General features: G+C 57.3%; 23 protein-coding genes. 20 read left to right on the forward strand and 3 right to left on the reverse strand.

From position 1 onward, the window contains the following. Positions 1-42: 42 nt before the first annotated feature. Entirely contained in the window at positions 43-963 is a 921-nt protein-coding gene (locus tag ACJ8HN_RS21555; RefSeq protein ID WP_033654085.1) for a LysR family transcriptional regulator, read from the reverse strand. 427 nt (positions 964-1390) lie between these two features. Between ACJ8HN_RS21555 and ACJ8HN_RS21560 the strand changes: the two genes are divergently transcribed. The 17 genes from ACJ8HN_RS21560 (at position 1391) to ACJ8HN_RS21640 (ending at position 20184) form a co-directional block, all read left to right on the forward strand. Further along, positions 1391-1594 carry a DUF4762 family protein gene (locus tag ACJ8HN_RS21560; RefSeq protein WP_442523923.1) on the forward strand — a complete coding sequence of 68 codons (204 nt, stop codon included), beginning with the start codon at positions 1391-1393 and terminating at the stop codon, positions 1592-1594. Positions 1595-1769: 175 nt separating this feature from the next. Then, positions 1770-2435, forward strand: a complete 666-nt coding sequence (locus ACJ8HN_RS21565) for a DsbA family protein (RefSeq protein WP_442523925.1) — start codon at positions 1770-1772, stop codon at positions 2433-2435. Next, positions 2435-3379: an ABC transporter gene (locus ACJ8HN_RS21570; RefSeq protein ID WP_442523926.1), complete on the forward strand. Its 945-nt coding sequence runs from the start codon at positions 2435-2437 to the stop codon at positions 3377-3379. The genes ACJ8HN_RS21565 and ACJ8HN_RS21570 overlap by 1 nt, the downstream gene beginning before the upstream one ends. A 19-nt stretch (positions 3380-3398) precedes the next feature. Continuing rightward, positions 3399-5522 (forward strand): peptidase domain-containing ABC transporter, encoded by a 2124-nt coding sequence (locus tag ACJ8HN_RS21575; RefSeq protein ID WP_442523927.1) that lies wholly within the window; start codon positions 3399-3401, stop codon positions 5520-5522. 40 nt (positions 5523-5562) lie between these two features. Next, positions 5563-6690 (forward strand): efflux RND transporter periplasmic adaptor subunit, encoded by a 1128-nt coding sequence (locus ACJ8HN_RS21580; protein WP_202926486.1) that lies wholly within the window; start codon positions 5563-5565, stop codon positions 6688-6690. Further along, complete coding sequence (locus ACJ8HN_RS21585) at positions 6680-8632, forward strand: ABC transporter permease (RefSeq protein WP_442523929.1); 1953 nt, start codon at positions 6680-6682, stop codon at positions 8630-8632. The genes ACJ8HN_RS21580 and ACJ8HN_RS21585 overlap by 11 nt, the downstream gene beginning before the upstream one ends. After that, complete coding sequence (locus ACJ8HN_RS21590; protein ID WP_442523930.1) at positions 8629-10008, forward strand: efflux transporter outer membrane subunit; 1380 nt, start codon at positions 8629-8631, stop codon at positions 10006-10008. The genes ACJ8HN_RS21585 and ACJ8HN_RS21590 overlap by 4 nt, the downstream gene beginning before the upstream one ends. A gap of 2 nt (positions 10009-10010) precedes the next feature. Next, on the forward strand, positions 10011-11264 hold the full coding sequence (locus ACJ8HN_RS21595) for a beta-ketoacyl-[acyl-carrier-protein] synthase family protein (protein WP_319877568.1): 1254 nt from the start codon (positions 10011-10013) through the stop codon (positions 11262-11264). A 50-nt stretch (positions 11265-11314) separates the two neighbouring features. After that, on the forward strand, positions 11315-11518 hold the full coding sequence (locus tag ACJ8HN_RS21600; protein WP_369950890.1) for an acyl carrier protein: 204 nt from the start codon (positions 11315-11317) through the stop codon (positions 11516-11518). Between the two features lie 554 nt (positions 11519-12072). Further along, positions 12073-12621 carry a tyrosine-type DNA invertase gene (locus tag ACJ8HN_RS21605; RefSeq protein WP_033635795.1) on the forward strand — a complete coding sequence of 183 codons (549 nt, stop codon included), beginning with the start codon at positions 12073-12075 and terminating at the stop codon, positions 12619-12621. A 481-nt stretch (positions 12622-13102) separates the two neighbouring features. Further along, positions 13103-13624: a fimbrial protein gene (locus tag ACJ8HN_RS21610; protein WP_033635794.1), complete on the forward strand. Its 522-nt coding sequence runs from the start codon at positions 13103-13105 to the stop codon at positions 13622-13624. A 97-nt stretch (positions 13625-13721) separates the two neighbouring features. Continuing rightward, positions 13722-14399 (forward strand): fimbrial biogenesis chaperone, encoded by a 678-nt coding sequence (locus ACJ8HN_RS21615; protein WP_033635793.1) that lies wholly within the window; start codon positions 13722-13724, stop codon positions 14397-14399. Between the two features lie 106 nt (positions 14400-14505). Then, positions 14506-17055: a fimbria/pilus outer membrane usher protein gene (locus ACJ8HN_RS21620; RefSeq protein WP_101427305.1), complete on the forward strand. Its 2550-nt coding sequence runs from the start codon at positions 14506-14508 to the stop codon at positions 17053-17055. 7 nt (positions 17056-17062) lie between these two features. Then, entirely contained in the window at positions 17063-18124 is a 1062-nt protein-coding gene (locus ACJ8HN_RS21625; RefSeq protein ID WP_077791399.1) for a fimbrial protein, read from the forward strand. Between the two features lie 57 nt (positions 18125-18181). Continuing rightward, positions 18182-18709 (forward strand): fimbrial protein, encoded by a 528-nt coding sequence (locus tag ACJ8HN_RS21630; RefSeq protein ID WP_033649482.1) that lies wholly within the window; start codon positions 18182-18184, stop codon positions 18707-18709. 50 nt (positions 18710-18759) lie between these two features. Next, positions 18760-19455, forward strand: a complete 696-nt coding sequence (locus tag ACJ8HN_RS21635; protein WP_033649483.1) for a response regulator transcription factor — start codon at positions 18760-18762, stop codon at positions 19453-19455. Positions 19456-19500: 45 nt separating this feature from the next. Further along, positions 19501-20184: a response regulator transcription factor gene (locus ACJ8HN_RS21640; RefSeq protein WP_049232261.1), complete on the forward strand. Its 684-nt coding sequence runs from the start codon at positions 19501-19503 to the stop codon at positions 20182-20184. A gap of 228 nt (positions 20185-20412) precedes the next feature. Here the strand turns inward: ACJ8HN_RS21640 and ACJ8HN_RS21645 are convergent, their stop codons facing one another. Further along, positions 20413-20964, reverse strand: a complete 552-nt coding sequence (locus ACJ8HN_RS21645) for a tyrosine-type DNA invertase (RefSeq protein ID WP_161764798.1) — start codon at positions 20962-20964, stop codon at positions 20413-20415. A 367-nt stretch (positions 20965-21331) separates the two neighbouring features. Between ACJ8HN_RS21645 and ACJ8HN_RS21650 the strand changes: the two genes are divergently transcribed. Both ACJ8HN_RS21650 and ACJ8HN_RS21655 read left to right on the forward strand, forming a co-directional pair. After that, on the forward strand, positions 21332-22984 hold the full coding sequence (locus ACJ8HN_RS21650) for a multidrug ABC transporter permease/ATP-binding protein (RefSeq protein WP_101455645.1): 1653 nt from the start codon (positions 21332-21334) through the stop codon (positions 22982-22984). A 391-nt stretch (positions 22985-23375) separates the two neighbouring features. Then, positions 23376-23486, forward strand: a complete 111-nt coding sequence (locus tag ACJ8HN_RS21655) for a YmiA family putative membrane protein (protein ID WP_442523931.1) — start codon at positions 23376-23378, stop codon at positions 23484-23486. Between the two features lie 183 nt (positions 23487-23669). Here the strand turns inward: ACJ8HN_RS21655 and ACJ8HN_RS21660 are convergent, their stop codons facing one another. After that, the gene (locus ACJ8HN_RS21660) at positions 23670-24890 is read right to left on the reverse strand and encodes a CynX/NimT family MFS transporter (RefSeq protein WP_049194773.1); all 1221 of its coding nucleotides are present in this window, start codon (positions 24888-24890) and stop codon (positions 23670-23672) included. 503 nt (positions 24891-25393) lie between these two features. Here ACJ8HN_RS21660 and agaR point away from each other — a divergent pair. Continuing rightward, positions 25394-26167 carry a transcriptional repressor AgaR gene (gene agaR / locus ACJ8HN_RS21665; protein WP_033649488.1) on the forward strand — a complete coding sequence of 258 codons (774 nt, stop codon included), beginning with the start codon at positions 25394-25396 and terminating at the stop codon, positions 26165-26167. Positions 26168-26169 lie beyond the last annotated feature (2 nt).

Raw genomic sequence — 26169 nt, forward strand, 5'->3', positions numbered from 1 at the left:
GCGGCCTTTTGCGGCCGCGGGGAAATAATCAGCGAGGAAAATTCAAAAATAGTGGCTGATATTTTGGTAGGAACCGATGATATGCTCGATCAGCAGACGGGTTTTTAACGGCAGATTGCGGGTGTAAGGATAGACGGCGTAAATGCCCAATACCTTGCCGCAGTGGCCGGCCAGGATCTCCGTCAGTTTGCCGTCCTGCAAATCTTCATACACCATGCAGCGTGGCACCATGGCGATGCCGTGGCCGCCGATCACCGCTTTGCGGATCGCCCGCGCATTGTTGGCCGACAGGTTGCCGTTAACCTGCAGCTCGTAGATGTCGTTGCGCCCCGGCCGTTTCATCAGCCAGTTGGCGGTGCCGCTCTCCTGATAGGTGTAGGTCAGACAGTTGTGGCCGAGCAGGTCTTCGGCGCAGCGCGGTTCCGGGTGGCTTTCCAAATACCCCGGCGAGCAGACGATCACCCAGCGGGAATCGAAGATCGGCCGGGCAATCAGGCTTGAATCCGGCATGGTGCCGGTGCGGATCGCCAGATCGATGCCTTCTTCCACCAGATCGGCAAAGCGGTTTTCCAGCCGCATCTCGACTTTCAGGCTGGGATGCAGAGCGCAAAATTCCGCCACGCTCTCGCTCAGCAGCAGCTCGCCCGAAATGGTCGGCACCGACATGCGAATGGTGCCGGTCAACTCTTCGCTCTTTTCGCTGACGGCGTACAGTGCTTCCTGCACTTTGGCGCCAATCTCTTTGGCCTGCTGGTAGAGCGCCTGGCCGCTTTCGGTCAGCGTCAGGCTGCGCGTGGTGCGGTACAGCAGACGGGCGCCCAGCGATTTTTCCAGCCGCCCGATGCGTTTACTGACCACCGAGCTGGTGATGCCGGCGCTCTCCGCGGCCTTGCTGAACGAGCCGCAGTCGACGATCAGGGCGAACAGAATCAGGTCGTTGGCGTATTCGTGGGTGGCGAGCATGGGCATCCTGTAGAGTGAGAGTCCTTTTGTCCCAGTGTAAATCCGGCGCGGCAGGAAGCAATCTTTTCAGCGTGTCGCACGTCGTCACCAACTGGTCAGATCTGAATTTTTCTTATTTGTTTTTTCATTTTACTGAGAATTATCCTTTTTTATTTTTCTTTCTGTAACCGGGTTTAGTCTACTTTTCTTGTTTTTAGTCCAATTTAAATTGGAATAGTCCTGTAATCGAGCGTTACTTATTCGATTAACTTTAACTTGCAGTGTAAATAATTGTATTGATCTGCTCGTTTGGGATGGCTATGCTTTTTCCCGAAGCGCTCTCATTGTTATTGGTTAAATAGTTTTGAAACGTATTGAAGGATTGCTCTGTCTGCCGACAGGGTAATGGGTAGTGTGTTTATGTTTTAATATAAATAAGGATATTGTAATGAAAAAAATCAATCTGTCAGAAGCGGAAAACATCGTCGGCGGTACTTTTGTTTGTACCAAGGAATTTACCTGGGTGGGCAGCGGCAACAACCGCACCTGTCAGCTGGTGAAAACCTGTGCGAACAAATTCGGTGGCGTACAGAAGTCTTATTACCCGGCGCCGGTAGCAAGCTGCCCGTCTAACCCAACCACGCCAAGCTGATGCGGGTTGACCCCCTGCATTTAGATTAGCGGTGGGCAGGCGGGCAGCGTTCGCGCTGTCCCGCCTGATACCGGCGAAAAAGTCGTCTTACGTTCTCATTATTTACGGCATTAACTCTTTTTCATGTATTCACTCTGCCGGGTGAATATTAATATATGCGCAGGATGCGTCCGTTATGTATAAACGTCCCTTGCTTTTTATCGGCTACACGCTCGTTATTATTTTTGCCTCTTCTTTTTTGACCGCATTTTATTTTCAACATTACGTCATGCAACCGGCGGAGGCGGAAAGCCTCAGTTTTATCTCCCCGGAAAAAATCGAACAAAGCCCGTTGCAAGACGATAATACCATTGTCGAAGTCTTCTCTTACGCCTGCCACTATTGTGAAGTCAACGAAAGCGGCGTGGCAGAGCTGGAAAAACGTTTGCCGGCGGGCGCCAAATTGGTGCGCTTGCACCTCAGCGATGACAGTCAAGCCGGCATGGCGGCCTTTGCGCCCCTGTTCGCCACGCTGACGATCATGGGGATCGAAGCACAGCATCGCCCCGCCGCTTATCGCGCCATTATCAAAGAAAACCTCAACCTGGTGGACGACAAGCAGCTTAGCGCCTGGCTGACGGCCAACGGTATCGATGAGGCTGCCTATCGGCAGGCCAGAGAGTCAGAGCGGGTCAAGGCGTTGTTGGCGCATATGACGGCGGTAAGCCGCTATTACCAGATCAACGCGACCCCCAGTTTTATCGTCAATCGCAAATGGCTGGCGCTGCAAGATCGCGAGTTTTCCGCTTTCAGCCGGCAGCTGCTGTCGCTGTTGCAGCACGATAAACCGCTGGCCCCCTGATGCGCCTGCTCGCGGTTCGAGGGTATTTGGCCTGGCGCAACGGCCTGGACGCGATGGCCCGCTTATCGGCTGCCGGTGCCGGGATGGGCAACCGCCTGACGTGTGCCCTGCTGCGGCGCGTGGACTATCGCCTGTGGCTGGCGGTGCGCCGGCGGTTGAGGGGAAGCAGGCCGCAGCGCCGCTTTCGCCACCGGCATGCGGTAGCGCTGGCGAACCGCCAAAGCCTGTTGGGTGAAGGCAAGCTGGACTTCGCCTGGCTGATGCAGCGGCGGCAGTGGCTGGACATGGCGGCGGTCTCTGCCCGCAATGCGGCGTTGATGAGCCATTTGGCGCACTGTTCCGCGCAGCTTGATCAGGTCGTGGAACCGCTGCATCGCGCGGGCGTGCCGGTGCTGCTGGCGCCGATGCATACGGTCTCCGACGTGTTGGCGACGCTGGTCGGCGCGGGCGTTTATCCCGGGCGGGCCACGGTGATCGTTTCCGGCGATGTGCAGGCGTTTGCGCGGCGATCGCTGGAAGACGAATGGCGGCAGCGGCTCGACTATTGCTCGATTCACGACGATCCGCGGCACATCGCCGGCACCCTGTCGCAGGCGATGCTGGAAGCGGCGGAACATCGGCGCAACATCATCCTCTTCCCCGACATCACGCCGGATTACACCCTGCACAGCAATCAGGATGTGGCGGCCAAACTGGCCTGCCATCTGTTCGGCCGGCCGGCGCATTTGCACAGCGGCATCGTTCGGCTGTCCCGGGCGTTGCGGGCTCAGGTGGTGTTCTATTCGCTTTATTTCGATCGCGGCATCCGCATTCACATTGAAGAGCCGGTCGCCGCAGATCGGGTCGGCCGCGCCATGCCGGCGATCGTCGAGCGAACCCTCCGGCGGCATGCGGATGATTGGCTGCTATGGCATTCGCACTCTTTATTTTTTATTAACGAATAAGTCAGGGATATCACAACGTATGGAAAATACCCTTCCTACGCCGGTCTTGCAGAGCGAAATCAATGAGTGCGGGCTGGCCTGCATCGCCATGCTGGCGGAAACTCAGGGCATTCGCGCACCGTTGACGGAGCTGCGGGAGCGTTATCCCGCTTCGCAGCACGGCACTTCGCTGGCGACGCTGTGCGCCATTTTGGGAGAGCTGGCGCTACCGGCTTATCCGGTGGCGTTCGAGCACCGGGATCTGGCGGCGCTGCCGTTACCGGCCATTTTGCATTACGGCGCGGGCCACTATGTGTTATTGGCGTATCGCCAGGGGGGGTACGTGTGCGTAATGAACCCGGCGTTGGGGCAGCAGCTGCTGCCGTATGCCGCCCTGAAAGCGGAAATCAGCGGTTATGCGTTGGTGCTGGATCGCGATGATTTGCCAGCCACCGTCCCGGCCCGGCGCAGCCACCGCCGCAGCGCTTTCGCCAGCTTAAGCCTGAAGGATACCGCCGGCATCGCCGGCATCTATCGCCTGGCGGCGATGACGTTTTTTATCTCACTGACGCTGTTCATCATGCCGATGATGGTCGCCAGCGCGATCAATCAGGTGTTCGCCATGGCCGGCGAGGTCGCGTTCCCCTACGCCTATTATCTGCTGGCGTTTGTGGCGTCCACGGCGTTGGCGCTGATTGCGCGCACCCTCACCGAACGCTTCATCAAAAATTTCGTGTTGTTGCACGGCGCCGCCGGTTTTTCTCGCCTGCTGGAAAACTCACTCAATTTCTTCAGCAAGCGCGCCCCCGGCGAGATCTTCAGCCGCTTCACCAACTGGCAGATGGCCGCCGGCCAGAAAATCGAACTGGACAACGGCCTGCGCACCGACTGGATCATCGGCGCCATCGCGTTGGCGGTGATGTGCTACCTGAGCCCGATGCTGGCGCTGGTGCCGGTTGTCGGCGTACTGCTGATGGGGGCGGTCAGCGTATGGGCCATCTACCGCGATCGGCATTACACCCAGCAGCTGCAGGTGCGAGGCGCGGTGCAAAATGACTTCATCCTGGAAACCATCCAGGGGTTTTCGACCATCAAATCAGCCGGCCTGGCCGGCCAGCGGCAGGAAGGGTTCGCCGAACATGCCCGCTCGCTGTTCAATTGCCTGCAGCAGCAAAAGATCTATGAACAGATAAAAGGCAGCATTTACCAGCTGATCGGCAGTCTGGAGATGGTGTTGTTCATGCTGCTGGCGTTGCCGCTGCTCAAGGAGGGCGAGCTCAGTCTGGGGGCATTCTTCGCCTACAGCTTTTTGCGCGAAATCTTTACTTCGTACAGCAGCAAGATCTTTTTTGCCGTTTTGCAGAAAAACCAGCTGCACGTCATCGATGAACGCGCGCGGGATCTGTTTCCTGCGGTATCTGCTCGGGCCCAGTCTGCGGACGAAAGCGTGAGCCATTTTGACGCGCGGTTGGCGTATCGGGGGGTGGCCTTCGCTTACGACGCTGGTCAACCGGTGTTGTGCGATTTGTCGCTGACGCTGGAGCGTGGCGAGTGCATCGCCATTTGCGGCGGTTCCGGCGCGGGCAAGAGCACGTTGCTGAAGGTGCTCGCCTGCCTGCTGACGCCGCAGCAGGGGGAGCTGACGCTGGATGGGCGCGTACTGGCAAGTGCCGCCGCGCAGCGGCTGTTCTTCCTGCAAAGCCAGGAGGACATTCTGTTCAACGCCTCGGTGTTGCAGAACATCACGCTGTTCGCGCCGTCGGCGCCGGGCCAGCAACGGCAGGTGGAACAGGCGTTGCGCAGTTTGGGGCTGGCGGACGCGGTGGCGCAGCTGCCGGGGGGCGTGAACGCCCTGGTGCGGGAGAGCCATGCCGGGCTGTCGCTGGGGCAGCGGCAGCGTCTGTTGCTGGCGCGCGCCATGTACAGCCGTTGCCCGGTGTTGGTGCTGGACGAACCGACGGCGAATCTGGATGAAAAGACTGCGGCGGCGGTGATGTCGGCTCTGGTGGCGCATTGCCGTGAAAACCGTAAAACCCTGGTGACGGTCACCCATAATCCGCGGCTGTTGCCGTTATTCGATCGGGTCTTGCGCATGTCGCAGGGGCGGCTGGTGCCTGAATCCACCGACGACGCCAGGATGAATGATTGTGCAGAGGTGGAGTGAGGTGCCCGGAAAGAGACGCTGGCGGCGAGTGGCGTTGGCGATGGTCGTTTTGGCAGCGTTGCTTGGCGGGCTGTCGTTGCTGAATCGGCCCCCTGACACGCAACCACCGCAAACGGCGCGCGTCGAGCGCGGGGACATCGAAAAAAGCGTGTTGGCGACCGGGATTCTGAAACCGCTTCGGCAGGTGAACGTGGGCGCGCAGGTCAACGGGCAGTTGAAAAAACTGTATGTCAAACAGGGTGACAGGGTGATCCAGGGGCAGCTGTTGGCCGAGATCGATCCGACGCTGCAGCTTAACGAACTGCGCAAGTCACAGGCTGAATTACGCAGCGCGCAGGCGCAGAAACTGGCGAGCCAGGCACAGCTGAAGCAGTACCAGCTGGAGCTGAAGCGGCAAAGAGCGCTGGCGCGAGACCGCGCCGGCGTGGCCAGCGATTTGGAAAAAGCGCAGGCGCAGCACGACGCGCAACTGGCGCAGTTGAAAGTGAACGAGTCGCAGATCGTCCAGGCCGAAGTGGCGCAGGAAACCGCCAGGGCCAATCTGGCTTTTACCCGTATTACCGCCCCTATCGACGGCGAGGTGCTGGGCATTGTCACCCAGGAAGGGCAAACCATCGTCTCGTCGCAAAGCGCGCCGACCATTTTGGTGATGGCAGACGTGGATACGATGATGGTGCATACCCGCATATCGGAAAATGACATCTTGCAGGTGAAGACGGGGCAGCCGCTGTGGTTTTACGTCGCCGCCGATCCCAGCCGCCGCTATGAGGGAGCGATGGGCGCGATACAGCAGGCGCCGGCGGAGGCGCTGGAAACCGACCCGCTGGGCAGGAATTCAAGCCAGCAAACGGCGGCGGTGTATTACAACGGCGTGTTTGCCGTTGCCAACGGCGAGCGTCGATTGCGCACCTCGATGACGGCGCAGGTATTCATCATGACCGAACGCGCACAGGGGGTGGTGCGGGTACCGATGGCTGCGCTGGGCGCGGCATTGGATGAAGGAAGCTATCAGGTCAAGGTGCTGGAAGGCGGGCAAACGGTGGTGCGCCGCGTGCGTATCGGTACCCGCGATCGCCGCTATGCCGAAGTGTTGGAAGGGCTGAACGCAGGAGAGCAGGTGCTGCTGGAGCAACAGCCTGATGTGGAGGAGGGCGCTGATGTCAGTTAACACCGCTCCCATCATTGCGTTGGATAACGTCTCGCGCGAGTTTCAGGCGGGGGAGCAGAAAATTGCGGTCCTCAAGCGCATTTCCCTGAGCATTCAACGGGGGGAAATGGTCGCTATCGTCGGCGCTTCCGGTTCCGGAAAATCGACGTTGATGAACATCATCGGCTGTCTGGACAAACCTTCTCAGGGCGACGTGCACATCAACGGAGTGGCTATTGGGCAAGCCGACGCCGATCGCCTGGCGCAGCTTCGCAGCCGGCATATCGGCTTTATCTTCCAGCGCTATCACCTGATGCCCTATCTGACCGCCGGTGAGAATGTGGCGATCCCGGCGTTGTATACCGCCATGCCGGCCGCCGAACGCCGCCTGCGGGCAGCGCATTTGCTGGCCCGGCTCGGGTTGGCGCAGCGCGGCGGTCATCGTCCGGCGCAGCTTTCCGGTGGGCAACAGCAGCGGGTCAGTATTGCTCGCGCCCTGATGAACGGCGCGGAAATTATTTTGGCCGACGAACCGACAGGTGCGCTGGATAGCGCCAGCGGTCAGGCGTTAATGACCATTTTGCACGAACTGAACGCTATCGGGCATACCGTCGTCATCGTGACACACGATCGGCGGATCGCCGAACAGGCGCGGCGGATCATTGAGATCGGCGACGGCGAGATCGTGGCGGATCGTCGCCATGAAGCCTCCCGACATCTTTCTACGTTCGAGCGACCGCTGGCGGCGCCGCTGAAACGCATGGCGCCGCCAGCGGCGTTGAAAGAGGCCGTCGGCATGGCCTGGCGGGCATTGCTGGGGCACCGGGTCCGGGCACTGCTATCGATGCTCGGCATCATTATTGGCATTGCGGCGGTGGTCTCCGCCATCGCCATCGGAGAAGGCACGCGGCGTAATATTCTCAAGGAAATCAGCCAGCTTGGCACCAGCACGCTGGAGATTCGCCCAGGCCTCGGGTGGGAGAAACCGCGGCCCGACCTTGCGCGCTCGCTGAGCGAGCGGGATGCCGCATTATTGGCTGCGCTGCCTTACGTCGACAGCGTTTCGCCGGTGATCGGCACCCAACTGCTGGCCGTTCGCGAAGGCAAACAGGTGCCGCTTGCCGTGATGGGCGTCGGCGAAGGGTATTTCCGCACGCAGGGCATTCGCCTGCTTTCCGGCGGCCTGTTTACCGCGCAGGATCTGAGTGAGCGCGCACCGGTAGCGGTGATTGATCCCTTGCTGAAACAGGCGCTGTTTGCTTCCCGGCAAGATCCGTTGGGCGCGGTAGTGCTGATCGCGGGCGTGCCTTATCGGGTGATCGGCGTCGCGCAGCGCCGCGGCGCTCAATACGCCGGCTCTCAACCGCTTGCCTGGCTGCCCTATACCTCCCTGACCGGCCGCATCGCCGGCGATATGCCGCTGGAATCCATTGTGATGCGAGTGAATGAAAAACTGACGCTGGAAGAGGCAGGACGGGATGCGACCCGGCGTTTGATCGTAGAACACGGGCGGCGTGATTTCTTCACGTTGACCGACGATCAGCTGACGCAATCCATTCAGCGCGCCTCAGGCTCCATGCAACTGTTGATTACCGCGATTGCCGCCATCTCGCTGCTGGTGGGCGGTGTGGGGGTGATGAACATCATGCTGGTCTCGGTGACGGAACGGACCCATGAGATCGGTATTCGAATGGCGGTGGGCGCCGCCGAGAAGGACATTATGCGGCAGTTTTTGATTGAGGCGGTGGTGATCTGCAGCTTGGGAGGCGTGTTGGGGATCGCCTGCGCCGCGCTGGTCAAAGGGGTTCTGAGCGGATTGGCGCCGCAGGTGACGATGATCTTTACCTGGCCGCCGTTGCTCCTGGCCTGTGGATTTTCAGCGTTGATCGGTGTCGGGTTCGGGTTCTTTCCGGCTCGCACCGCCGCGCGCCTGCAGCCGGTGGAGGCGCTGGCGCGAGAATGAGCCGACTTTGGGTTTACGGGCTGGTGATGCTGTCGCTGAGCGCCTGCGGAGGGCGGCCGATCGACGCCACGGCGCCACCGTCGCTGCCGCAGCAGTGGCGCGTGGTCGATGAGCGTTCCGGTTCGCTGCGGGCGGGCGTCGCCTGGTGGGAAAACTTCAATGATCCGCAACTCTCCTCGCTGATCGATGGCGTGCTGATCGCGAATCAGGATTTGGCGCTGGCCGGATTGCAGTGGCGCGAGGCCATGTTGGAGGCCGGATTAACGGAGGGCAACTTGACGCCGGATTTCACCGCCAGCCTGAGCGGCCGCAATACCCGAGCGTTGCGGGGCGCGTCTACGCCGCAGGAAAGCTACCGTGCAGGGCTTTCTCTGAGCTATGAACTGGATTTATGGGGCAAGCTGGCGCGCATTCGCGAACAGGCCGAATGGCTGGCCGTCGCCTCGGAGTTGGATCGGCGCAATACCGCGTTGACCTTGATCGGTGCTACCGCGCGCGGGTACTGGCAGATTGCCGACTTGAATCAGCAAGTCCTCCATCAGCAACAGGCGCTGGCGATCGCGCGTGAAACTTTGCGGCTGGTGGCGGCACGTCACACCGCTGGCGACGTTGGCCGATTCGAGCTGTTGCAGGCGGAGCAAAGCTTGTTGGCGCGAGAGAATCAGCTGCATGAGCTGGAGCGGCAGCGGGAAGATGCGCGTAACTCGTTGGCACTGTTGTTCGGGCGATCGCCGCTGCTGCGCTATAGCGAACGGCGTTCGTTGCCGCTTGAAGAGGTGGCTGTCGCGCAGCGTCAGCCGGCGTGGGTGATTGCGCGCCGGCCGGATGTGCAGGCGGCAGAACGCCGTCTGAGAGCGGCGCTGGCCGGTGCCGAGGCGGCAAGATTGAGTTTTTATCCGGCGCTGAGCCTGGAGGCCGGGTTGGATGCCGGCAGCGGACTTTTCCGCCAGTGGTTCAGTGAACCTTCGCGCTCGCTGGGCGCCACGTTGACGCTGCCGTTTATCGAATGGCGCAATATGCGCTTTTCCAGCGACAAAGCGGCGTTGCAGGCGCAGCGGGCGGAGATTCAATTTCGCGATGCGGTCTACCGTGCGCTGGCCGATGTGGACAACGCCATGCGACAACGCCTGGAAGCACAGCGGCAAATCGGCAATCAGCGGTGGCATCTGGCGATGAGTCGACAAGCCGTGGCGTTGGCGCGACATCAATATCAGGCTGGTTCCGTTGCGCTGCAAACGCTGCTGGATGCGCAAGAGGCGGTGTTGGCCAGCGAGAATTCGCTGTCGGCACTGCAATTCCGCTATCTGAACGCCACGATGCAACTCTGGCTGGCGCTGGGCGGCAACGAGGCTTTCGCATCCGGGCAAGGAGAATAAGCATGGAGAAAACAAGACGCGTAGTGGTTACCGGTTACGGTGCCGTCACCGCGCTGGGGGGCAACGCGCAGCAAAGCTGGCAGGCTATCATGGCCAGCCGTCTGGCCTATCGTTATCACGATAAATCGGCGGCGGGGATCCACGCGCGCTTTTTTGCTTTGCTGGAGGCCGAACCGCCGTTGGAGGGCGTTGCCGCGCGGGTAAGCCGCCGCTTGCCCAGATTCGCCAGACTGGCGCTTGCCGCCGCCGCGGAGGCGATCGAAATGGCGTTTTCATCCAGTTTTGTTGGGCCCGCGCACTTTTATTCGTCGTTGGAGTGCGGAGCGATTATCGGCAGCGGCTGGGGCGGCCAGGATGAGATCATGCAAAACAATGCGGACTATCTGCAATCCGGGCTGGGGCAGCTGTTTGGCTGTTTTCATGCGATGCCGAATATCGCGACCGCCATATGCGGCCAGCATTGGTTGCTACGGGGCTATCAAGGCTCGCCGGCGGCGGCCTGCGCGACCGGCGGCATCGCGATTGGCGATGCGTTTGAGGTGATACGCTGCGGCCGCGCTTCAATGATGCTGGCCGGTGCCTCGGAGTCGCTGCGCGGCAACGGCGCGATCTGGAATATGGATGCGTTGCGTTTGTTGAGCCGGGAGCAAAAGGATATCACCAAAGCCAGTTGCCCGTTTAGCCGGGAACGCAACGGTTTCGTCCTGGCGGAAGGGGCCGCCGTATTATGCCTTGAGGAACGGGAAGCGGCTTTAGCGCGCGGTGCGACGATTTTGGGCGAAATCAAAGGATACGGCAACTTTTCAGACGCTTTTGATCTTACCGCGCCGTCGAAGGATCCTCAGGCCAAGGTGAAAACCCTACGACGGGCTTTGGAGCAGGCGGGGCTCGGCAGCCATGAAATCGACTATATCAATGCGCATGGCACGTCTACGTTGCAAAACGACGTGAACGAAACCGAGGTGATCAAGGCGGCGCTGGGGCGCGATGCCTATCGCACACCGATTTCCAGCACGAAATCTTATACCGGGCACCTGCTTGGTGCATCCGGCAGCTTTGAGGCGATCGTCTGTCTGCAAGCGTTACAGCAGCAAATGATGCCGGCAACCTGCCATTTGCACGAAACCGATCCCGCATGCGATCTCGATTATATTCGCGAAGGACATCGGCATGGTCGTCTGCGTAATGTCATGAGCCTCAGTTTCGGTTTCGGCGGCGCCAATGCGGCGCTGGTATTTGGCAATCACTATGAATAACGGTAGAACGCATGGAAAAATATCATAGGTTATATGAGACGATTTGCGGCATGTTGCATGAAGCCCGAGGGCTGGAGAGAACGCTGCTGTCGGCGGATATGCCGCTACAGCAGCTTGGGCTGGACAGCCTGGATTATATGGAGCTGATGTTGTTGGTTCGGCGAGAATTCGGCATTACGCTCACTGCGGAAATGCTTATCGAGCATCCTGAATTGACCCTCGGCGAATTGTGCCACCTGATAACCCGTCAATAATTTCATCCCCCCAGGCGATCGCTTGCTAGGGTCTGGCCTGGGTTTTTCGTCTGTTGTAACGTCCATTTCATCCTTTTCGCATCCTGCTTCACTCAGTTATCGATATCCATAAATATTAATGCTTATCCGTCAGGTTAATATGAGCCAGTGATGGCGTTTTTTTATTCAACCCTTGGCGGCGTTATGAATGATGAGTGTTAATTATGTGGCGATATTTTTTAGGAATATTCTTTGTTTTGCCGGTTAATTTATCAATCTCACTCTACATCGCGCTTGTAAGTGATAATGCAAGCTAAAGAAAATAGGGGCAGTGCGGCCTCATTATTTATGATACGGCCGGAATGCTGCACAGATTATTCACGATAGCGATTCTCAGGGGCGATTGATGGCCGCGAGAATAACGGTTGTCGCGCTGTTCGCATTCGGCAAATCCGCTATACTCCGCGCTGGATGCAGGAACCTATCCATATGTCAGGGGCTGCCCTGAGTGTCCATTGTGGTGATGTAAAAGGAAAATGACAGCCACATTTTTCCTATCAAAGTAATGAGGTTGTATGTCTAATCGTAAACATCTGACGCCTTCTGAAGTGGAGAGACTGCTTGAGGTCACGCTGCATGGAAAGAATCCAGAACGCGATTATTGTTTGATTTATATGTGTTTTATTCATGGGTGCCGCGCCAGTGAAATAGGGGGATGGCGTTTGTCGGATATCGATCTGGAAGGCGGTAATATCTATGTGCATCGGTTGAAAAATGGTTTTTCCACCGTGCATCCGCTTTATCTGCGCGAAAGACAATGTTTGCGGCGCTGGTTGGATAAACGTCAGCGGCACCGCTGGGCCGATCAGGAGTGGCTGTTTCTTTCCAATCGCGGCGGCCGCCTGTCGCGTCAACGTATTTACGGGTTGATTCGCCATTACAGCAAGGTGGCTAAATTGGAGGTCAATGCGCACCCGCACATGCTGCGGCATGGCTGCGGATTTGCATTGGCGGATCGCGGTGTCGACACCCGTTTAATTCAGGATTACCTCGGGCACCGAAATATCCAGAATACGGTGATTTATACCGCCAGCAATGCGCAGCGCTTCAAGGAAATTTGGTAAGTGTGATTTAAGTTAATAACGTTAAGGAGTCACTTTGAACTAAACTGAAACATACTGTAAGGACGCGTAAAAACAATGTCAATATTCCCATGCCTTCTTTCCAGGATAAAGATAAATATCATTTAAAAACAATGTGTTGTGTTTTTTGTGCATGCTGTGTCATCCCTGAAAATCTAAGTAAAATCCTACTCAAAACCCCACGAGTTTAAATCACTGCGTTATCACCTCGGTTTTTTAGTCTGATTTATCAGTTATTCATCAATTGGTTGGTTTTAAATTCTGACAAATGTCTGTTTATTGGTTTAAAAATCCAAAGGAGTCACTTTAGTTCAAAATGAATCGTTTGGGTGAATAAGCCAGAATCCATCAATCAACTTGGCTTAAGACGTTTCCCATTCATGGAACTAAATAAAAGGAATGACATTAAGGATATGTCGGAAATAAACCCATGCACATTTTGCATAATTTTAAGGAAAGTAGGATGAAAAAGAATCTGTTGGCTGTAGCTATATTGACCGCGTCCGCATTTACCACTTCTGCATTTGCCGCCGACGGCGCGCTGAATATTACTGGCACCATCACCGATCAGTCTTGCACCGTCGATGCGGATTCCAAAAACAAGCAGGTCGCTCTGGGCAAGATCGCCAAAGATGCGTTCACCCTGTCCAAAACCGCCGGCGCCAAGGCGTTCAATCTGGTGCTGAAAAATTGCCCGGCCACCGTCACCGGCGCCACCGTGCGTTTTGACGGCACTCAGGTGCAGGGGCAGTCCGGGCTGCTGCAACTGACCGGCGCCGGCACCGCCGGGGTCGCGGGCGGCATTGGCGTGCAACTGCTGGACGACGGCAGCAACGTGTTAAATATCGGCAACGATTCCCGCGTCTATACCCTGGCAGAGAACAAAGACAACGTTCTGGGCTTTGTTGCGCGCTATTTCGCTTATGACAACGTTTCCGTCGGTAGCGCCAACGCTACGGCCAACTTCACCATCGTTTATCAGTAAGGCCATGCCGTTACGGCGGCGGAACAGTTAGAAAAATGAGCCAGAGAGCGTGTTCTCTGGCTCTTATTCATCGGTGATGGAAACGGGAAGAAAGAGAATGAAAGCGGGATACTTTGTGCTGACGGCGGCGTTGCTGATGACGCTTTGGACTCCGGTACGGGCCGGTGTAGTAGTGGGGGGAACGCGCCTGATCTACGACGGCGGCAAAAAAGAGTCTGCTCTGAATATCAGTAATCCGGATGCGATGCCTTATCTGATCCAATCCTGGGTCGATGCGCAAGAAGGCGATAGCGCGAAAGCGCCTTTTATCATTACACCGCCGCTATTTCGTTTGGATGGCGGCCAAAATAACCTGCTGCGCGTGGTACGTGCGGGCGGCAATTTACCGACGGACAGAGAGTCGCTGTATTGGCTGAATGTGAAGGCGATCCCCTCGGTGGAAAAGAAAGAAAATACCCTGCAAATCGCCATCAAGACCCGTATCAAGTTGATTTATCGCCCGCAGGGGCTCACCGGCAATCTGGAGGAGGCGGCCGGTAAAGTGACGTGGCGGCGCAGTGGCGATCGTCTGCAGGTGACCAACCCTTCACCCTACTACCTCACCTTTTTCAATTTGAAGCTGAATGGCCGCGCCATTACCGGCAACACCATGGTAGCGCCGCAGGCAAGCGCCAGTTTCCCGTTGCCGACGGCGAATGGCGCAGGAGGCGGTCTGAGCTGGCAAATCATCAATGACTATGGCGGCACCGGCCAGACCTTCACCAGCACATTATAACCGGGCTGCGGTACGTGTTTTTTTGCTCCGGAATAACGCTGGAGCAGGTGTTCGGCTTACCTGGCTTTTCGTCGGGCCGAGCCAATCGGGACAGGGAGTTAAAAGGATGAATAACCCGAATTGCATTGGTTTACCAGGGGCGCGATCGGTTCTTGCCGGCCTGATATCTTGCCAGGTGGCGCTGCTGAGCCCGATCGGCACGGCTTATGCGCGCGATTATTTCAACCCGGCGTTGCTGGAAATCGATAATCCGGCTCTGCGCGGCGCCGATCTCTCCGTATTTGAGGAGAACAGCAGCCAGGCGCCCGGGAACTATCGGGTCGATCTTTACCTAAACGGCGAACAGATAGACAGCCTTGACGTCGAGTTCCGGCTTATGCCAGGGGCCGGCGGTAAACAAACGCTGCAACCTTGTTTCAGTACTGAGAAATTGGCTGAATTGGGCGTGAGGGTTGCCATGTTTCCGGCGATGGTGCCTGGGGAGAGTTGCGTCAATTTGGCGCTGGCCATTCCACAAGCCTCTTCGACATTCCTGTTCAATCAGTTGAGGCTGAATTTGAGCATCCCGCAGGCGGCGCTGCGCTTGAATGCGCGCGACTACGTTTCCCCGGATAAATGGGATTCCGGCATACCGGCGCTGTTGGTCAATTACAATTTCAGCGGCGCCAATAGTCAGATGCGCGCCAGCGAACGGCAAAACAACAATAACTATTACCTCAATCTGCGCTCGGGCATCAACTGGGGCGCCTGGCGCCTGCGTAACTATTCGATCTGGAATCATTACTCCGGTGGCTCTTCTTCCTGGCGCTCAATCAATACCTACCTGCAGCGCGATATCGTTGCGTTGCAAAGCCGCCTGACCCTGGGTGACAGCACAACATCCAGCGATGTGTTCGATAGCGTGCAGTTCCGCGGCGGGCAGTTGGCCTCTGAGGACGATATCCTGCCGGACAGCATGAAAGGGTACTCGCCGGTAGTGCGCGGGATCGCACGCACGAATGCGCAAATCATAATCCGGCAAAACGGCTACGTGATTTATCAAAGCTATGTGCCGCCGGGGGCGTTTGAAATTTCCGATCTGTATCCCACGGGTGGCAGCGGCGACCTGAATGTAAACGTGCGTGAGGCAGACGGCCAGGAGCAGCATTTTGTGGTGCCGTACGCCGTGGTGCCGGTATTGCAGCGCGAAGGGCGGTTTAAATACAGCCTGACCAGCGGGAAATACCGGTCATACAGCGGCGGCGTTGATGAACGCCCGTTCAGCCAGGCAACCGGGATCTACGGTTTGCCTTGGGGGGCCACGTTGTATGGCGGCGTGCAGGCGGCCAGTAAATATCAGTCTTTGGCGCTGGGATGGGGGCAGAACATGGGGGCGGTAGGCGCGCTGTCTGCCGATGTCACCCAAGCCTGGACCAAGCAGGAAACCCGGCCGAAGGAACAGGGGCAATCATGGCGTCTGCGTTACGGTAAAAACTTCATTGAAACCGGCACCAACTTTAGTTTGGCCAGTTACCGCTACTCTACGCGCGGCTTTTATAGCCTGCAGGAGGCGCTGGAGAGCTATGGCGGCAACAGCGCCGTCTATAGCGATCACAAGAAGAGCCGCGCCGAGCTGACGATGAGCCAAAGCCTGTGGGAGCGGGGAGGAACGCTGTCGCTCAGCCTGTTTAACGAAGACTACTGGGATAACAATCGCCGTTCGCAGTCTGTCAGCCTCAGCTACAACAACAGCTGGGAAGCGGTCAGTTACGGGCTGAATTACACGTTCAACCAGAACGGTTATGACAGTAACGGCAATCGCAGCAGTATTCGTGACCATATCGTGGCTTTCAACGTCAGCGTACCGCTCAGCAAATGGCTACCGGGCAGCTACGCCACCTACAGTATGAACGCCAGTCGCAATGGTGCCACCAGCAACAACCTTGGGTTGAGCGGTACGGCGTTGCCGGGAAACAACCTGAACTACAGCATCAGCCAGGGCTATACCGGCAGGGATGTGGGGGCGAACGGCAATATTCAGGCGGATTATAAAGGCTCTCTCGCCGAGTTGAACCTGGGGTACGGCTACGATCGCCATCGCCGGCAGGTGAACTACGGCGTGCAGGGCGGCGTTCTGGTGCACCAAAACGGCATCACGCTTTCCCAACCGCTGGGCGATACGGTGGCGTTGGTGCAGGCGCCTGGTGCTTCAGGGGTGAATGTCCTGAACCAGACCGGAGTCAGCACCGACTGGCGCGGCTATGCGGTTGTGCCTTACCTGACGCCTTACCGGCGCAATATCGTCGGATTGGACGGTGAATCTTTCGCAGAGGACGTCGACATGACGCTGAGTAGCCAAACGGTGATCCCAACTCGCGGCGCCGTGGTGCGCGCCCGCTTTAATCCGGACGTCGGTGCCCGCGTGTTGCTGACCTTGCTGACGCGCAGCGGCGCTCCGGTGCCGTTCGGCGCCACCGTCAGCACTCTCAACAGCCCCTCTGACAATGCAGCCATCGTCGGTGATGGCGGCCAGGTTTATCTGGCTGGCCTGCCGGATAGCGGGCGGTTGCGGGTTAAGTGGGGCAATGACGCGGCTCAGCAATGTCAGGCCAACTATCAATTGGCTAATCAGCCCGAGAGCGGTGGGATTCGCCTCGTTAACGGGCAGTGTTTATAAGGTGCATATGATGGCGACAGGAATATCGATTCAACGAGGGATCATCGTCGGTGGGCTATTGGCGTGCGCAACGTTGGGCGCACCACAGGTGCAGGCGGCTTTCGGGCAGTGTGTTCCTATTTCGGGGACCCATGGGTTTTCATTCCTTTTTTCCCCGGTTTTAACCGACCCGTCGCAAAACGTGGTGGGGCGGATTATTAAGAATGCTGACGGCGGCAACTGGAATTTGCCCGGTTCTTATCGGGTGAAGTGCGAATGTCAGACGCGTACGGCGTCTTATGTCACCGCCAAAATGCTGCTGAGCGAGCCGGTATTCAGCAGCGGGGGATTAACGTATTACGCGTTGAATGAATACCTGGGCGTGGCCAGCGAAGTTTTCGTTGCGGGGTATCGCAACGCGTTTATTGCCGCACCGTTCACCAATGAGTCTAACTTTAAGACCGATATGGATGGTGATGACGAATCCTGTGCCAGCACGCCCTACAACAGCGGTGCTCGCGGGCGAATTCACCTGTATTTCCGCCGCCCTTTCGTTGGCGTGACCACAATCCCCAGCACCCGCCTGGTAGACACCTACGTCTCTGTGGTGAGCGGGGTGAAAAGCGATGTGCCGGTCTCCACTATCTCCATGAGCGGCACCGTCACCGTGCCGCAGAGCTGTGAAATCAGTCCGCAAACGGTCACGATCGATTTTGGCGATATCTTGACGTCGAATATTCAAACCAAGGGGGCGATGGCGTCCGGCGTCACGCCAGAAGAGAGAACGCTGACGCTGGCTTGCCGCAATATTTCCGCCGGCGTCAAGGTCAGCCTGTCATTTCGCGGTGAGGCGGACGGCAGCATGCCCGAGGCTCTGAAGACCAGCAATCGCGACATTGGCGTGATGATTAAGGATATGCAGGGCAATGTTATTCGGCCTCAGAGCGGGCGCTTGCCGATCGATAACTTCCAATATCCCAACCAGAGTGGCAGCTCACGGATCAGCGTATATCCGATCAACACCACCGGCCGACCTCCTGCCGTGGGGCAGTTCAATGCAACGGCGACCATTCAGGCAGAAATTCAATAACGGATTTTTCAACGGTAGCACGCCGGGGGCCCGGCGTTAAACGAGAAGGAGCAGATTATGGGGAAGGTTTTTAGCGGTATTGGCTGTAAATTGGCGCTGGCGGGCCTGTTTCTCCTGGCGATGCCGTCGGCGCATGCCGTATCAAAAATAGTGATTACCGGCAACATCAAAGCGGCACCCTGTGAAATCGACGGCGCGAACGGCACGGTTTCGGTCAATCTGGGGGACGATATTTCTGCCGCCGTACTGGCGACCTCCGGTGCCTTTAGCCCGTGGGTGGAGTTCCCTTTGACGCTAAAAAACTGCCCAAGCACCACCACGTCGGTCGTCGCGACCTTCAGCGGAACGGCTGCGGATGAAGGTGCCAGCTTGTACAAAAGCACCGGCAGTTCTCGCCGAGTGCAAATTGAATTGCAAAATAGCCAGGGGGCAAACCTGGGCAATGGCAAGAGTATGGCCCAGTTAGTTAATCGGGCGACGAATGAAGCCAAATTCAATTTGCGGGCGCGGGCATTCAGCGTCAATGGCGGTTCAACGCCCGGTTCGATAGAAGGGGCTCTGCAGGTCACTTTCGTCTATCAGTAGACAAAGGGCTGCCCTAGATGGAAGGTTAACGACAGATTTAAGGTGATGATATGAATATTAATTATCCCTATGGAACAACCTTGGCGGCCGGCAATGCGGCGACGGGGGCCGTGGCTATCATGGAGCCTTGCCCCCTCACGGCGTTGGGGATGAGAAACCGATTGATTGAGTCCTGCGGTCTACAGCCCGACAACGTTCGACAGGTGACGAACCTGGTGGCGCTGAGAGCCTTATTCACTCAGCACACGCATCGTTTACTGGTGATGGATTTGTGCGGCAAATCAGAATTGGTATTGGACGGCTTCAGGCTGATTGCCGATGTGCGTGAAAGCTCGCCGGACACCGCGATAATTATTTGTACGGCATTGGATGAGCCCAGGCTGCTGCGGCAACTGATCGCATCCGGCATCCGCGGCCTGATGTTGAAGCAAGAGCCGGCCATTGCGTTGACTCATTGCGTCCAACAGGTCTTGGCGGGCTGCAGCAGTTTCAGCCATCGGGTGCGTCAGCGTCAATTGCATGAGGCGACAGCCGACAAGCCTTTGACGGCGAAGGAACTGGATGTGCTGACCCAGTTGTTTTCCGGTAAAAGCGTGACCAGCGTGGCGTTAACGATGTGCCGTGATATTCGCACCGTCAGCACGCATAAACGCAATGCGATGTTGAAGTTGGGATTTCACAGCGATGGGGAATTGTATCTTCAGGGGAAATGGATGGCTGCGCAAGGTTCGTCTTTTGTTCGCTAGGCAAGCGTGCGATGCCTCTGGGGTAAGCAAGCATAGGAGCAGATTATGCATTCATGGCGTCAGCAGCCGCTGAACATAGCGTTAATGGACAGATGCCCATTAACGCTGGAGGGGTTGGCGAGTTTTTTAAAAACGCTGCCAACCCAGGCAAAAGTCGTCGTAAAGGAAACCAGCGTCCGCGCGGTGGCGGATAGCGTGGTCTATCAGCAGGCTGACGTGCTGATTAGCGAGATGGATGGTGAAGATGAAACGGTCGCTCAGGGCAGGGAAACGTTGCTTGCCTTGTGCACGCAGTTGCCCGAATTGCGGGTGATCGTCTATACCCGCTGCCAGAATGCAGAAGAGGTGGGGCGTCTGTTGAACCAGCCCAATATCAGCATCGTAGCCAGAGATGACGCTTTGCCGCTGGTGGCGGAGTTTTTTAATCGCGTGCTGCTTGGGGAACGCGTGTTGAGCCCGCAGATAGGCGCTTTTCTGGCGCCCTCCGTTAGCGGAGAGGAGGCGGCAACGCGAAAGTTGACCCGCTGTGAGAGCGACGTCTTGGCCTTTTTGTTCAACGGAATGAGCCTGCGGCAAATCGCCGAGTTGCAACGGCGCAGCATCAAGACGATCAGCGCGCATAAATGCAGCGCCATGCGTAAACTGCAGGTGAAGAATGACAGCGAACTGTTTTCTCTGCACGGCAATATTGCGCGGCAATTGGGGGGGAAATGGTCAAAAGGCACCTAACCTTTAATGAAACGGTATGGGCTATGATTTATCGGCAGGCTTGCCGTTAAAAGCTTACCCAGCGTGGCCTATCCCTGGCGCTGATGCATGAAAAGCAGCTCGGCGTTAAAATATTGCTGAGTAAGCCGTTGATGACGTGCCGGGCTGCCTCTCCCATCTGAATATTGCATTGCACTCGATGTGTTGTTTAACGGAGGACGGGGCTGCGTAATTATTTTCGTCGTGAGGTTAAATGTTGATCGTGCGGAATCGCTCAACGTTGGTCGCGGTGTAAATCACCGTATTCTGGATATTTTTGTGCCCTAAATAATCCTGAATCAAACGCGTATCGATCCCTTTATCCGCAAGGGCGTAACCGCAGGAATGTCGCAACATGTGAGGATGGACCTGAACGCTAATGCCGGCCATCTCGCCATACATTCTCATCAACCGATAGAGCTGCTGACGTGATATCTGCCCGCCGTGGCGCGACAGGAATAGCCATGGCGCTTCAGCGTCAGGATAGTTCGTCCGTTGGGCCAGCCAGTTTAACAGCGCTTGCCGTTCTCGCGGTTGAATGGGGTGCTGAACGGAAAACCCGTTTTTCAACCGGGATATATGGATCCTATTGGAGGTAAGGTCAATATCCTGAAGGCGCAATGCACGCAGTTCGCTAACCCGCAAGCCGTGAATAAAGCACATTAATAGTAAACAACGATCTCGAATGCTATTTTTTCCTTCATGCACAGCGGCTATCAGTTGCTCAATTTCAACCTGACTAAGAAACTTCCTTTTTTTCATTTTCCTTTCCTGCGTCTTAGATGTTGGCGATTTCTATTATGACGCTTTATTAAAGCATTGGAACATAATAGGCGGCAAAGAAAATAAATAATTTCATTTGTGAATGCATGGGTTTTTATTGTTTTATTTTTTAAGTGAATGGCTTTTTGATTAATATATGTTTATTTAATTTATTTCGGGAAGCTATTTAATCAGCGAATATTGAGCGTCCTGTAAGAGCCGTATGGAAATTTTGCCACCGTCAGATGGCCACGGGGATACCGCCTCTCTCAGAACGGTGCTTGATAAACTGTGTTGAGAATTCGTCTTGATCTCATTCTCACGCCGCTTACAATGCCTGCCAGATCGCGACTTCAGAGGTTTTTTCATGGAACTGCTACGGGTGGTTTATCACCAGTATCGTTGGCCATTTCTGGCTGTCATGGCATTGACCATGGCCAGCGCCGGCTTAGGTATCGGTATCATTGCTTTTATCAATCAATACCTGATGGACGCCGGCGGCGATGCCTTGGCCGTGCTGCCGGTGTTTCTCGCCCTGTTGGCATTGTTGATAGCGGTCACCTTGGGTTCGCAATTGGCGCTGACGACATTGGGCCATTACTTCGTCTATCGCCTGCGTGGGCAGTTAGTGAAGCGCATTTTGGATACCGATATTGAACGCCTCGAACAATTGGGCAGCGCCTCATTGTTGGCCAGCCTGTCCAGCGATATCCGCAATATCACCGTTGCCTTCGTGCGCCTGCCTGAACTGGTACAAGGGGTGATTTTAACCCTGGGGGCAGCGGCCTATCTGGGGTGGCTATCGCCGAAAATGCTGGCGGTCACGGCTGTCTGGGTGGCGGTGACCGTCGTGGGCAGCGGCTGCCTGGTATCACGGGTTTATCGTCATATGGCCAGTTTGCGTGAGTCTGAAGAGCGTCTCTATCATCGTTATGAGTCGGTGATTGACGGCCGCAAGGAACTGACGTTGAACCGCAAGCGGGCGCAGGCGCTGTACGAACAGGCCTATCAGCCCGATGCGCAAGCTTATCGCCACCACATCATTCGCGCCGATACCTTCCATTTGAGCGCGCTCAACTGGTCAAACATCATGATGTTGGGCGCGATTGGGCTGGTGTTCTTTATGGCCAACAGTCTGGGATGGGCGGACTCGGCGGTGGCCGCCACCTATTCACTGACGCTGCTGTTTTTGCGCACGCCATTACTGCAAGCGGTCGGAGCGTTTCCGACGCTGGTCAGCGCCGAAGTAGCCTTTAACAAGCTGAAGACGCTGCGCCTGGCCGAGTATCAACCGGCGTTTCCTGCCGCCGTTGGTCGCCCCTGGCAGACGCTGGAGCTGCGCGACGTGGTTTTTCACTATGCAGATACCGAACAGCAGCCCGGTTTTGCCGTCGGGCCGCTCAATCTGACGCTGCGGCGTGGTGAGCTGGTCTTTCTGATCGGCGGCAACGGCAGCGGCAAGTCAACGCTGGCGATGTTGTTGACCGGGTTGTACCGGCCGGTGAGCGGCCATATCGTTCTGGATGGCGTCGCACAGAGCGCAGCGGATATGCCGGGCTACCGGCGGCTGTTTTCGGCGATTTTCACCGATTTTCATCAGTTCGATCGCTTGCAAGGGCCGGAAGGTGGCGAACCCGATGCGGATCTGGTCGCCATCTGGCTCGAGCGGTTGAATATGAAAAGCAAACTGCAGTTTGACGGCACCAGGGTGACCAATCCGCAACTGTCGCAGGGGCAACGCAAACGTCTGGCTTTGCTGCTGGCGGTGGCGGAACAGCGCGATATCTTGCTGTTGGATGAATGGGCCGCGGATCAGGATCCGCAATTTCGGCGCACTTTCTATCGTGAACTATTGCCGGAGCTGCGCGCGATGGGCAAAACGGTGTTTGCCATCAGCCATGACGATCACTATTTCGAACACGCCGATCGGTTGCTTGAGATGCGCTCAGGCCATTTACGTGAGCTGACCGGCAGCGAACGTGAACACGCCAGCCGGGATTCCGTCAGCAGAATCGGTTAACTCACGCCGGCCCGAGCGAGACCAAAACGGGCCGGTGCTTCTCTCCGCATGATCCCAGTACATCGCTTCATTTTCTCCCCCGTCTCCAGCGCTGCCTGTTGCCGATTTGGCTTACGGCCAGTCAAATAATTGATAGTTGAATTATTTACCAGTGGTTTAATTTCGACCTTCCAAGGTATGGCACACTGCACCTTCGTTCGCCTATCAATACAAGTTATCGCCTGCCGATAACAGTGATATCCACGGTGTCGTTCTTACTGAGGCGGTGATGCAGGCCTATGGCTGGCAGCTGTTTTTTAAATTTCCATAGGAAAAAGCTACTTTATCGATCGTTAAAATAGATCGATAATCACGGTTTGAATGGTTTAATCTATTGGTTGAGGGCGCTGTGGTGAGCAAGGATGGATCAGATATCAAACATAGAGCATGGCTGTGTGTATTTATCGGTAGCGGGCTGTTCTGGCTGTTAACCGCCGCCGTGATTTACTGGTTACTGAGTTAGCAGGTTAAGCAGGAAGGCGATTCGTGAACAAGAAGCAGGCTAAAAACCGTGAGGGCGCTGAGCGTCGCGCACAGTCCAAAATTCCGCCGTCATGGGTGCTGAGCGATGAGCAGCGCGCCTTTATTGAAGACTTATGGCAGGATACCGACTCTGAGCCGCCGCGGCCCCCATCGCGCAGCCGCGTTAGCTGATCACGCGGCGGCGGCCGGCCAGCGCGCCGAACAGCATTTGCAAGACGGTCAGGCACAGCAGGGCGATCAACGGCAAACGCCAACCTGCCGTCAGATCGTGCAGCAGGCCGAATAGGGTGGGCCCCAGCGCCGCCAACAGATAACCGACGGATTGCGCCATACCCGACAGCAGCGTCGCCTGATGATGATGTTGGCTGCGCAATCCAAAGAACGACAGCGCCAGCACCAGCGAACTCCCCGCCCCCAATCCGGCAAACGTCAGCCACACCAGTGAACTGGCGGGTTGCACCAACAATCCCCCGACGCCGATAAAGATCAGCAGCGAGCTGCCCAGCGCTATCGCCCGTTGATCGTGTGCGCGCGGCAAAATCACCACCATGACAAAGTTGGCGACGATGGCCACCACCTGGTAAACGAACAGCTCGAAACCTGCCTGCTGAGCTGAGGTGCCGTAGCTGGCGGCAAAGGCGCTGAACCAGCCGATGATGGTGTAGAAGGCGATCGATTGCAGCCCCATGAACATCGCCACTTGCCAACCCAGCGCGCTGCCCCAGGGAGAGCGATAGCGCTGTGGCTCCGTCGGCTGCGGCGCTTTGGCGGCGGGAGTGGCTGAGCGTCGCAGCTGCGGCAGCCACACCAGCAGCGCCAGCAACGCGGGCAACCCCCAGCACAGCAAGGAGAAACGCCAGCCGAGGTCGGCCAGGGCAGCCAGCGGCACCGCCAGGCCGGAGGCGATGGCGGCAACCAGCGACATCACCGCCGCATAGGCGGCGATCATCGCGGCGGCGCGATGCGGGAAATCTCTTTTCACCAGCGTCGGCAGCACTACGTTGGCGAAGGCGATGGCGGCGCCGATCAGGATGCTGCCCGGCCATAGCATGGCGTCTTGCGGCAGGGAACGCAGCGCGATGCCGCAGACCAGCAGCGCGAGGGCGAGACCCAGGGTGCGCTCGATGCCGATGCGTTTCGCCAGCGCCGGAGTCAATGGCGAGAGGATGGCGAACAGGATCAGCGGCAGCGAGTTGATCAGGCCGGCGGCGGTGGCGGACAACGCCAGCTGCTGCTGGATCTGTTCCAGCAGCGGGCCGACGCTGGTCAGGGCGGCGCGCAGGTTGGCCGCGATCAGCATAATGCCGACGATCAGCAGAACGGGGCGGTGTAATCGGCGACGCGGGGTCGCGGTGGACGCTGGGGGTGAAGCGGGTTGCGGCATGGGTTCCTCGCACCAGGGCATGCAGTCAATCAGTGCTGCATGGCATGATGCGTTGATTGACGTTAACGCTTACGTACCGACAAATCGACGGTATCCGATCGCAAGTGTAGGGAAGATGGCGCGCGCTGACAAGGGGATGGCCCGGCGGGATGGCGGCGGTTAACCCTCGCCGGCCGCAGGATAATTGCCATTATGTGATCCTGGTCACTGAGTGAACTAAAAGTCAGGGCGCGGGGCGCGCCAGGCGCCGCTTTCGCTTTCCTCGCAGCCCGCACCTCGGCGCTCCGGGCTTCTCGCCCATCATGGCATTTCACTTTTTCTCCCTTCCGCTTTTGGGCTTTTCGATCCGTTTCGATTCGAAAGGTTTTTTGGCGGTTTTTTTGCTAAAACCGGGCTGTAAGCCCGATCACAATTTCATTGCTTTCGCTTTGCTGTAATGCCTGCGCAGTAGAGCGAAAGCCATCTTCTCCCCGGCGATGCCGGAAACCTGAGGACCGCAGCTCATGCCAGTGAATACCGCAAAGCGACGTGAACACATTATCGATCTGTTATGCGAGCACGGCAGCGTGCGCGTGGAGCAGCTCAGCAAACAGTTTGCGGTATCCACGGTGACGATCCGCAACGATCTGCGCTTTTTGGAACGAAAAGGGTGTGCGCTGCGCGCTTACGGCGGCGCGATGCTCAATCAGCAATTCGCTTTCGATCGGCCGCTGCGGGACAAGGGGCGGTTGAATCGCGACGTCAAAACGCTGATCGCCAACGCGGCGGCCGGCTATGTGCGCGACGGCGATGCGCTGATCCTCGATTCCGGCTCCACCACCACGCAGATCGTGCCGTTCCTGAAGGGGCGGCGCGATCTGGTGGTGATGACCAATGCGCTGAACATTGCCTACGAGCTTTCGGGAAACGACGGGGTGGAGGTCATGGTGCTGGGGGGCAGCGTGCGCCGCAACTCTTACTCGCTCTACGGTCCGGCCGCCGAGCAGCAATTGCGTCAGTACCGCTTCGACAAGCTGTTTTTGGGCGTCGACGGGTTCGATCTGAGCGCCGGCATTACCACGCCTCACCCCGGTGAGGCGCACCTCAATCGCGTGATGTGCGAGGTGGCGCGCGAGATTATCGCGGTGGCGGATGCCAGCAAATTCGGTCGCAAGAGCTTTTGCATGATTCGCGAAGCCGGACAAATCCATCGGCTGATCACCGACAGCCGTCTTCCGGACGATTACGAGCGGGCGTTAACCGAGCTGGGCGTAGAGGTCATCATCGCCGATCGGTAGCA

This window comes from Serratia sp. CY29653 (assembly GCF_052169255.1).
Lineage (GTDB): Bacteria > Pseudomonadota > Gammaproteobacteria > Enterobacterales > Enterobacteriaceae > Serratia > Serratia sarumanii.

What these genes read in the sequence shown, in the direction of transcription:
- ACJ8HN_RS21660 (WP_049194773.1), bottom strand. Translation starts at nt 24,890, where the DNA reads ATGCCGCAACCCGCTTCACCCCCAGCGTCCACCGCGACCCCGCGTCGC.
- ACJ8HN_RS21560 (WP_442523923.1), top strand. Translation starts at nt 1,391, where the DNA reads ATGAAAAAAATCAATCTGTCAGAAGCGGAAAACATCGTCGGCGGTACT.
- ACJ8HN_RS21610 (WP_033635794.1), top strand. Translation starts at nt 13,103, where the DNA reads ATGAAAAAGAATCTGTTGGCTGTAGCTATATTGACCGCGTCCGCATTT.
- ACJ8HN_RS21555 (WP_033654085.1), bottom strand. Translation starts at nt 963, where the DNA reads ATGCTCGCCACCCACGAATACGCCAACGACCTGATTCTGTTCGCCCTG.
- ACJ8HN_RS21600 (WP_369950890.1), top strand. Translation starts at nt 11,315, where the DNA reads ATGTTGCATGAAGCCCGAGGGCTGGAGAGAACGCTGCTGTCGGCGGAT.
- ACJ8HN_RS21645 (WP_161764798.1), bottom strand. Translation starts at nt 20,964, where the DNA reads ATGAAAAAAAGGAAGTTTCTTAGTCAGGTTGAAATTGAGCAACTGATA.
- ACJ8HN_RS21585 (WP_442523929.1), top strand. Translation starts at nt 6,680, where the DNA reads ATGTCAGTTAACACCGCTCCCATCATTGCGTTGGATAACGTCTCGCGC.
- ACJ8HN_RS21605 (WP_033635795.1), top strand. Translation starts at nt 12,073, where the DNA reads ATGTCTAATCGTAAACATCTGACGCCTTCTGAAGTGGAGAGACTGCTT.
- ACJ8HN_RS21595 (WP_319877568.1), top strand. Translation starts at nt 10,011, where the DNA reads ATGGAGAAAACAAGACGCGTAGTGGTTACCGGTTACGGTGCCGTCACC.
- ACJ8HN_RS21580 (WP_202926486.1), top strand. Translation starts at nt 5,563, where the DNA reads ATGGTCGTTTTGGCAGCGTTGCTTGGCGGGCTGTCGTTGCTGAATCGG.
- ACJ8HN_RS21615 (WP_033635793.1), top strand. Translation starts at nt 13,722, where the DNA reads ATGAAAGCGGGATACTTTGTGCTGACGGCGGCGTTGCTGATGACGCTT.
- ACJ8HN_RS21620 (WP_101427305.1), top strand. Translation starts at nt 14,506, where the DNA reads ATGAATAACCCGAATTGCATTGGTTTACCAGGGGCGCGATCGGTTCTT.
- ACJ8HN_RS21650 (WP_101455645.1), top strand. Translation starts at nt 21,332, where the DNA reads ATGGAACTGCTACGGGTGGTTTATCACCAGTATCGTTGGCCATTTCTG.
- ACJ8HN_RS21640 (WP_049232261.1), top strand. Translation starts at nt 19,501, where the DNA reads ATGCATTCATGGCGTCAGCAGCCGCTGAACATAGCGTTAATGGACAGA.
- ACJ8HN_RS21575 (WP_442523927.1), top strand. Translation starts at nt 3,399, where the DNA reads ATGGAAAATACCCTTCCTACGCCGGTCTTGCAGAGCGAAATCAATGAG.
- ACJ8HN_RS21625 (WP_077791399.1), top strand. Translation starts at nt 17,063, where the DNA reads ATGATGGCGACAGGAATATCGATTCAACGAGGGATCATCGTCGGTGGG.
- ACJ8HN_RS21630 (WP_033649482.1), top strand. Translation starts at nt 18,182, where the DNA reads ATGGGGAAGGTTTTTAGCGGTATTGGCTGTAAATTGGCGCTGGCGGGC.
- agaR (WP_033649488.1), top strand. Translation starts at nt 25,394, where the DNA reads ATGCCAGTGAATACCGCAAAGCGACGTGAACACATTATCGATCTGTTA.
- ACJ8HN_RS21565 (WP_442523925.1), top strand. Translation starts at nt 1,770, where the DNA reads ATGTATAAACGTCCCTTGCTTTTTATCGGCTACACGCTCGTTATTATT.
- ACJ8HN_RS21635 (WP_033649483.1), top strand. Translation starts at nt 18,760, where the DNA reads ATGAATATTAATTATCCCTATGGAACAACCTTGGCGGCCGGCAATGCG.
- ACJ8HN_RS21590 (WP_442523930.1), top strand. Translation starts at nt 8,629, where the DNA reads ATGAGCCGACTTTGGGTTTACGGGCTGGTGATGCTGTCGCTGAGCGCC.
- ACJ8HN_RS21570 (WP_442523926.1), top strand. Translation starts at nt 2,435, where the DNA reads ATGCGCCTGCTCGCGGTTCGAGGGTATTTGGCCTGGCGCAACGGCCTG.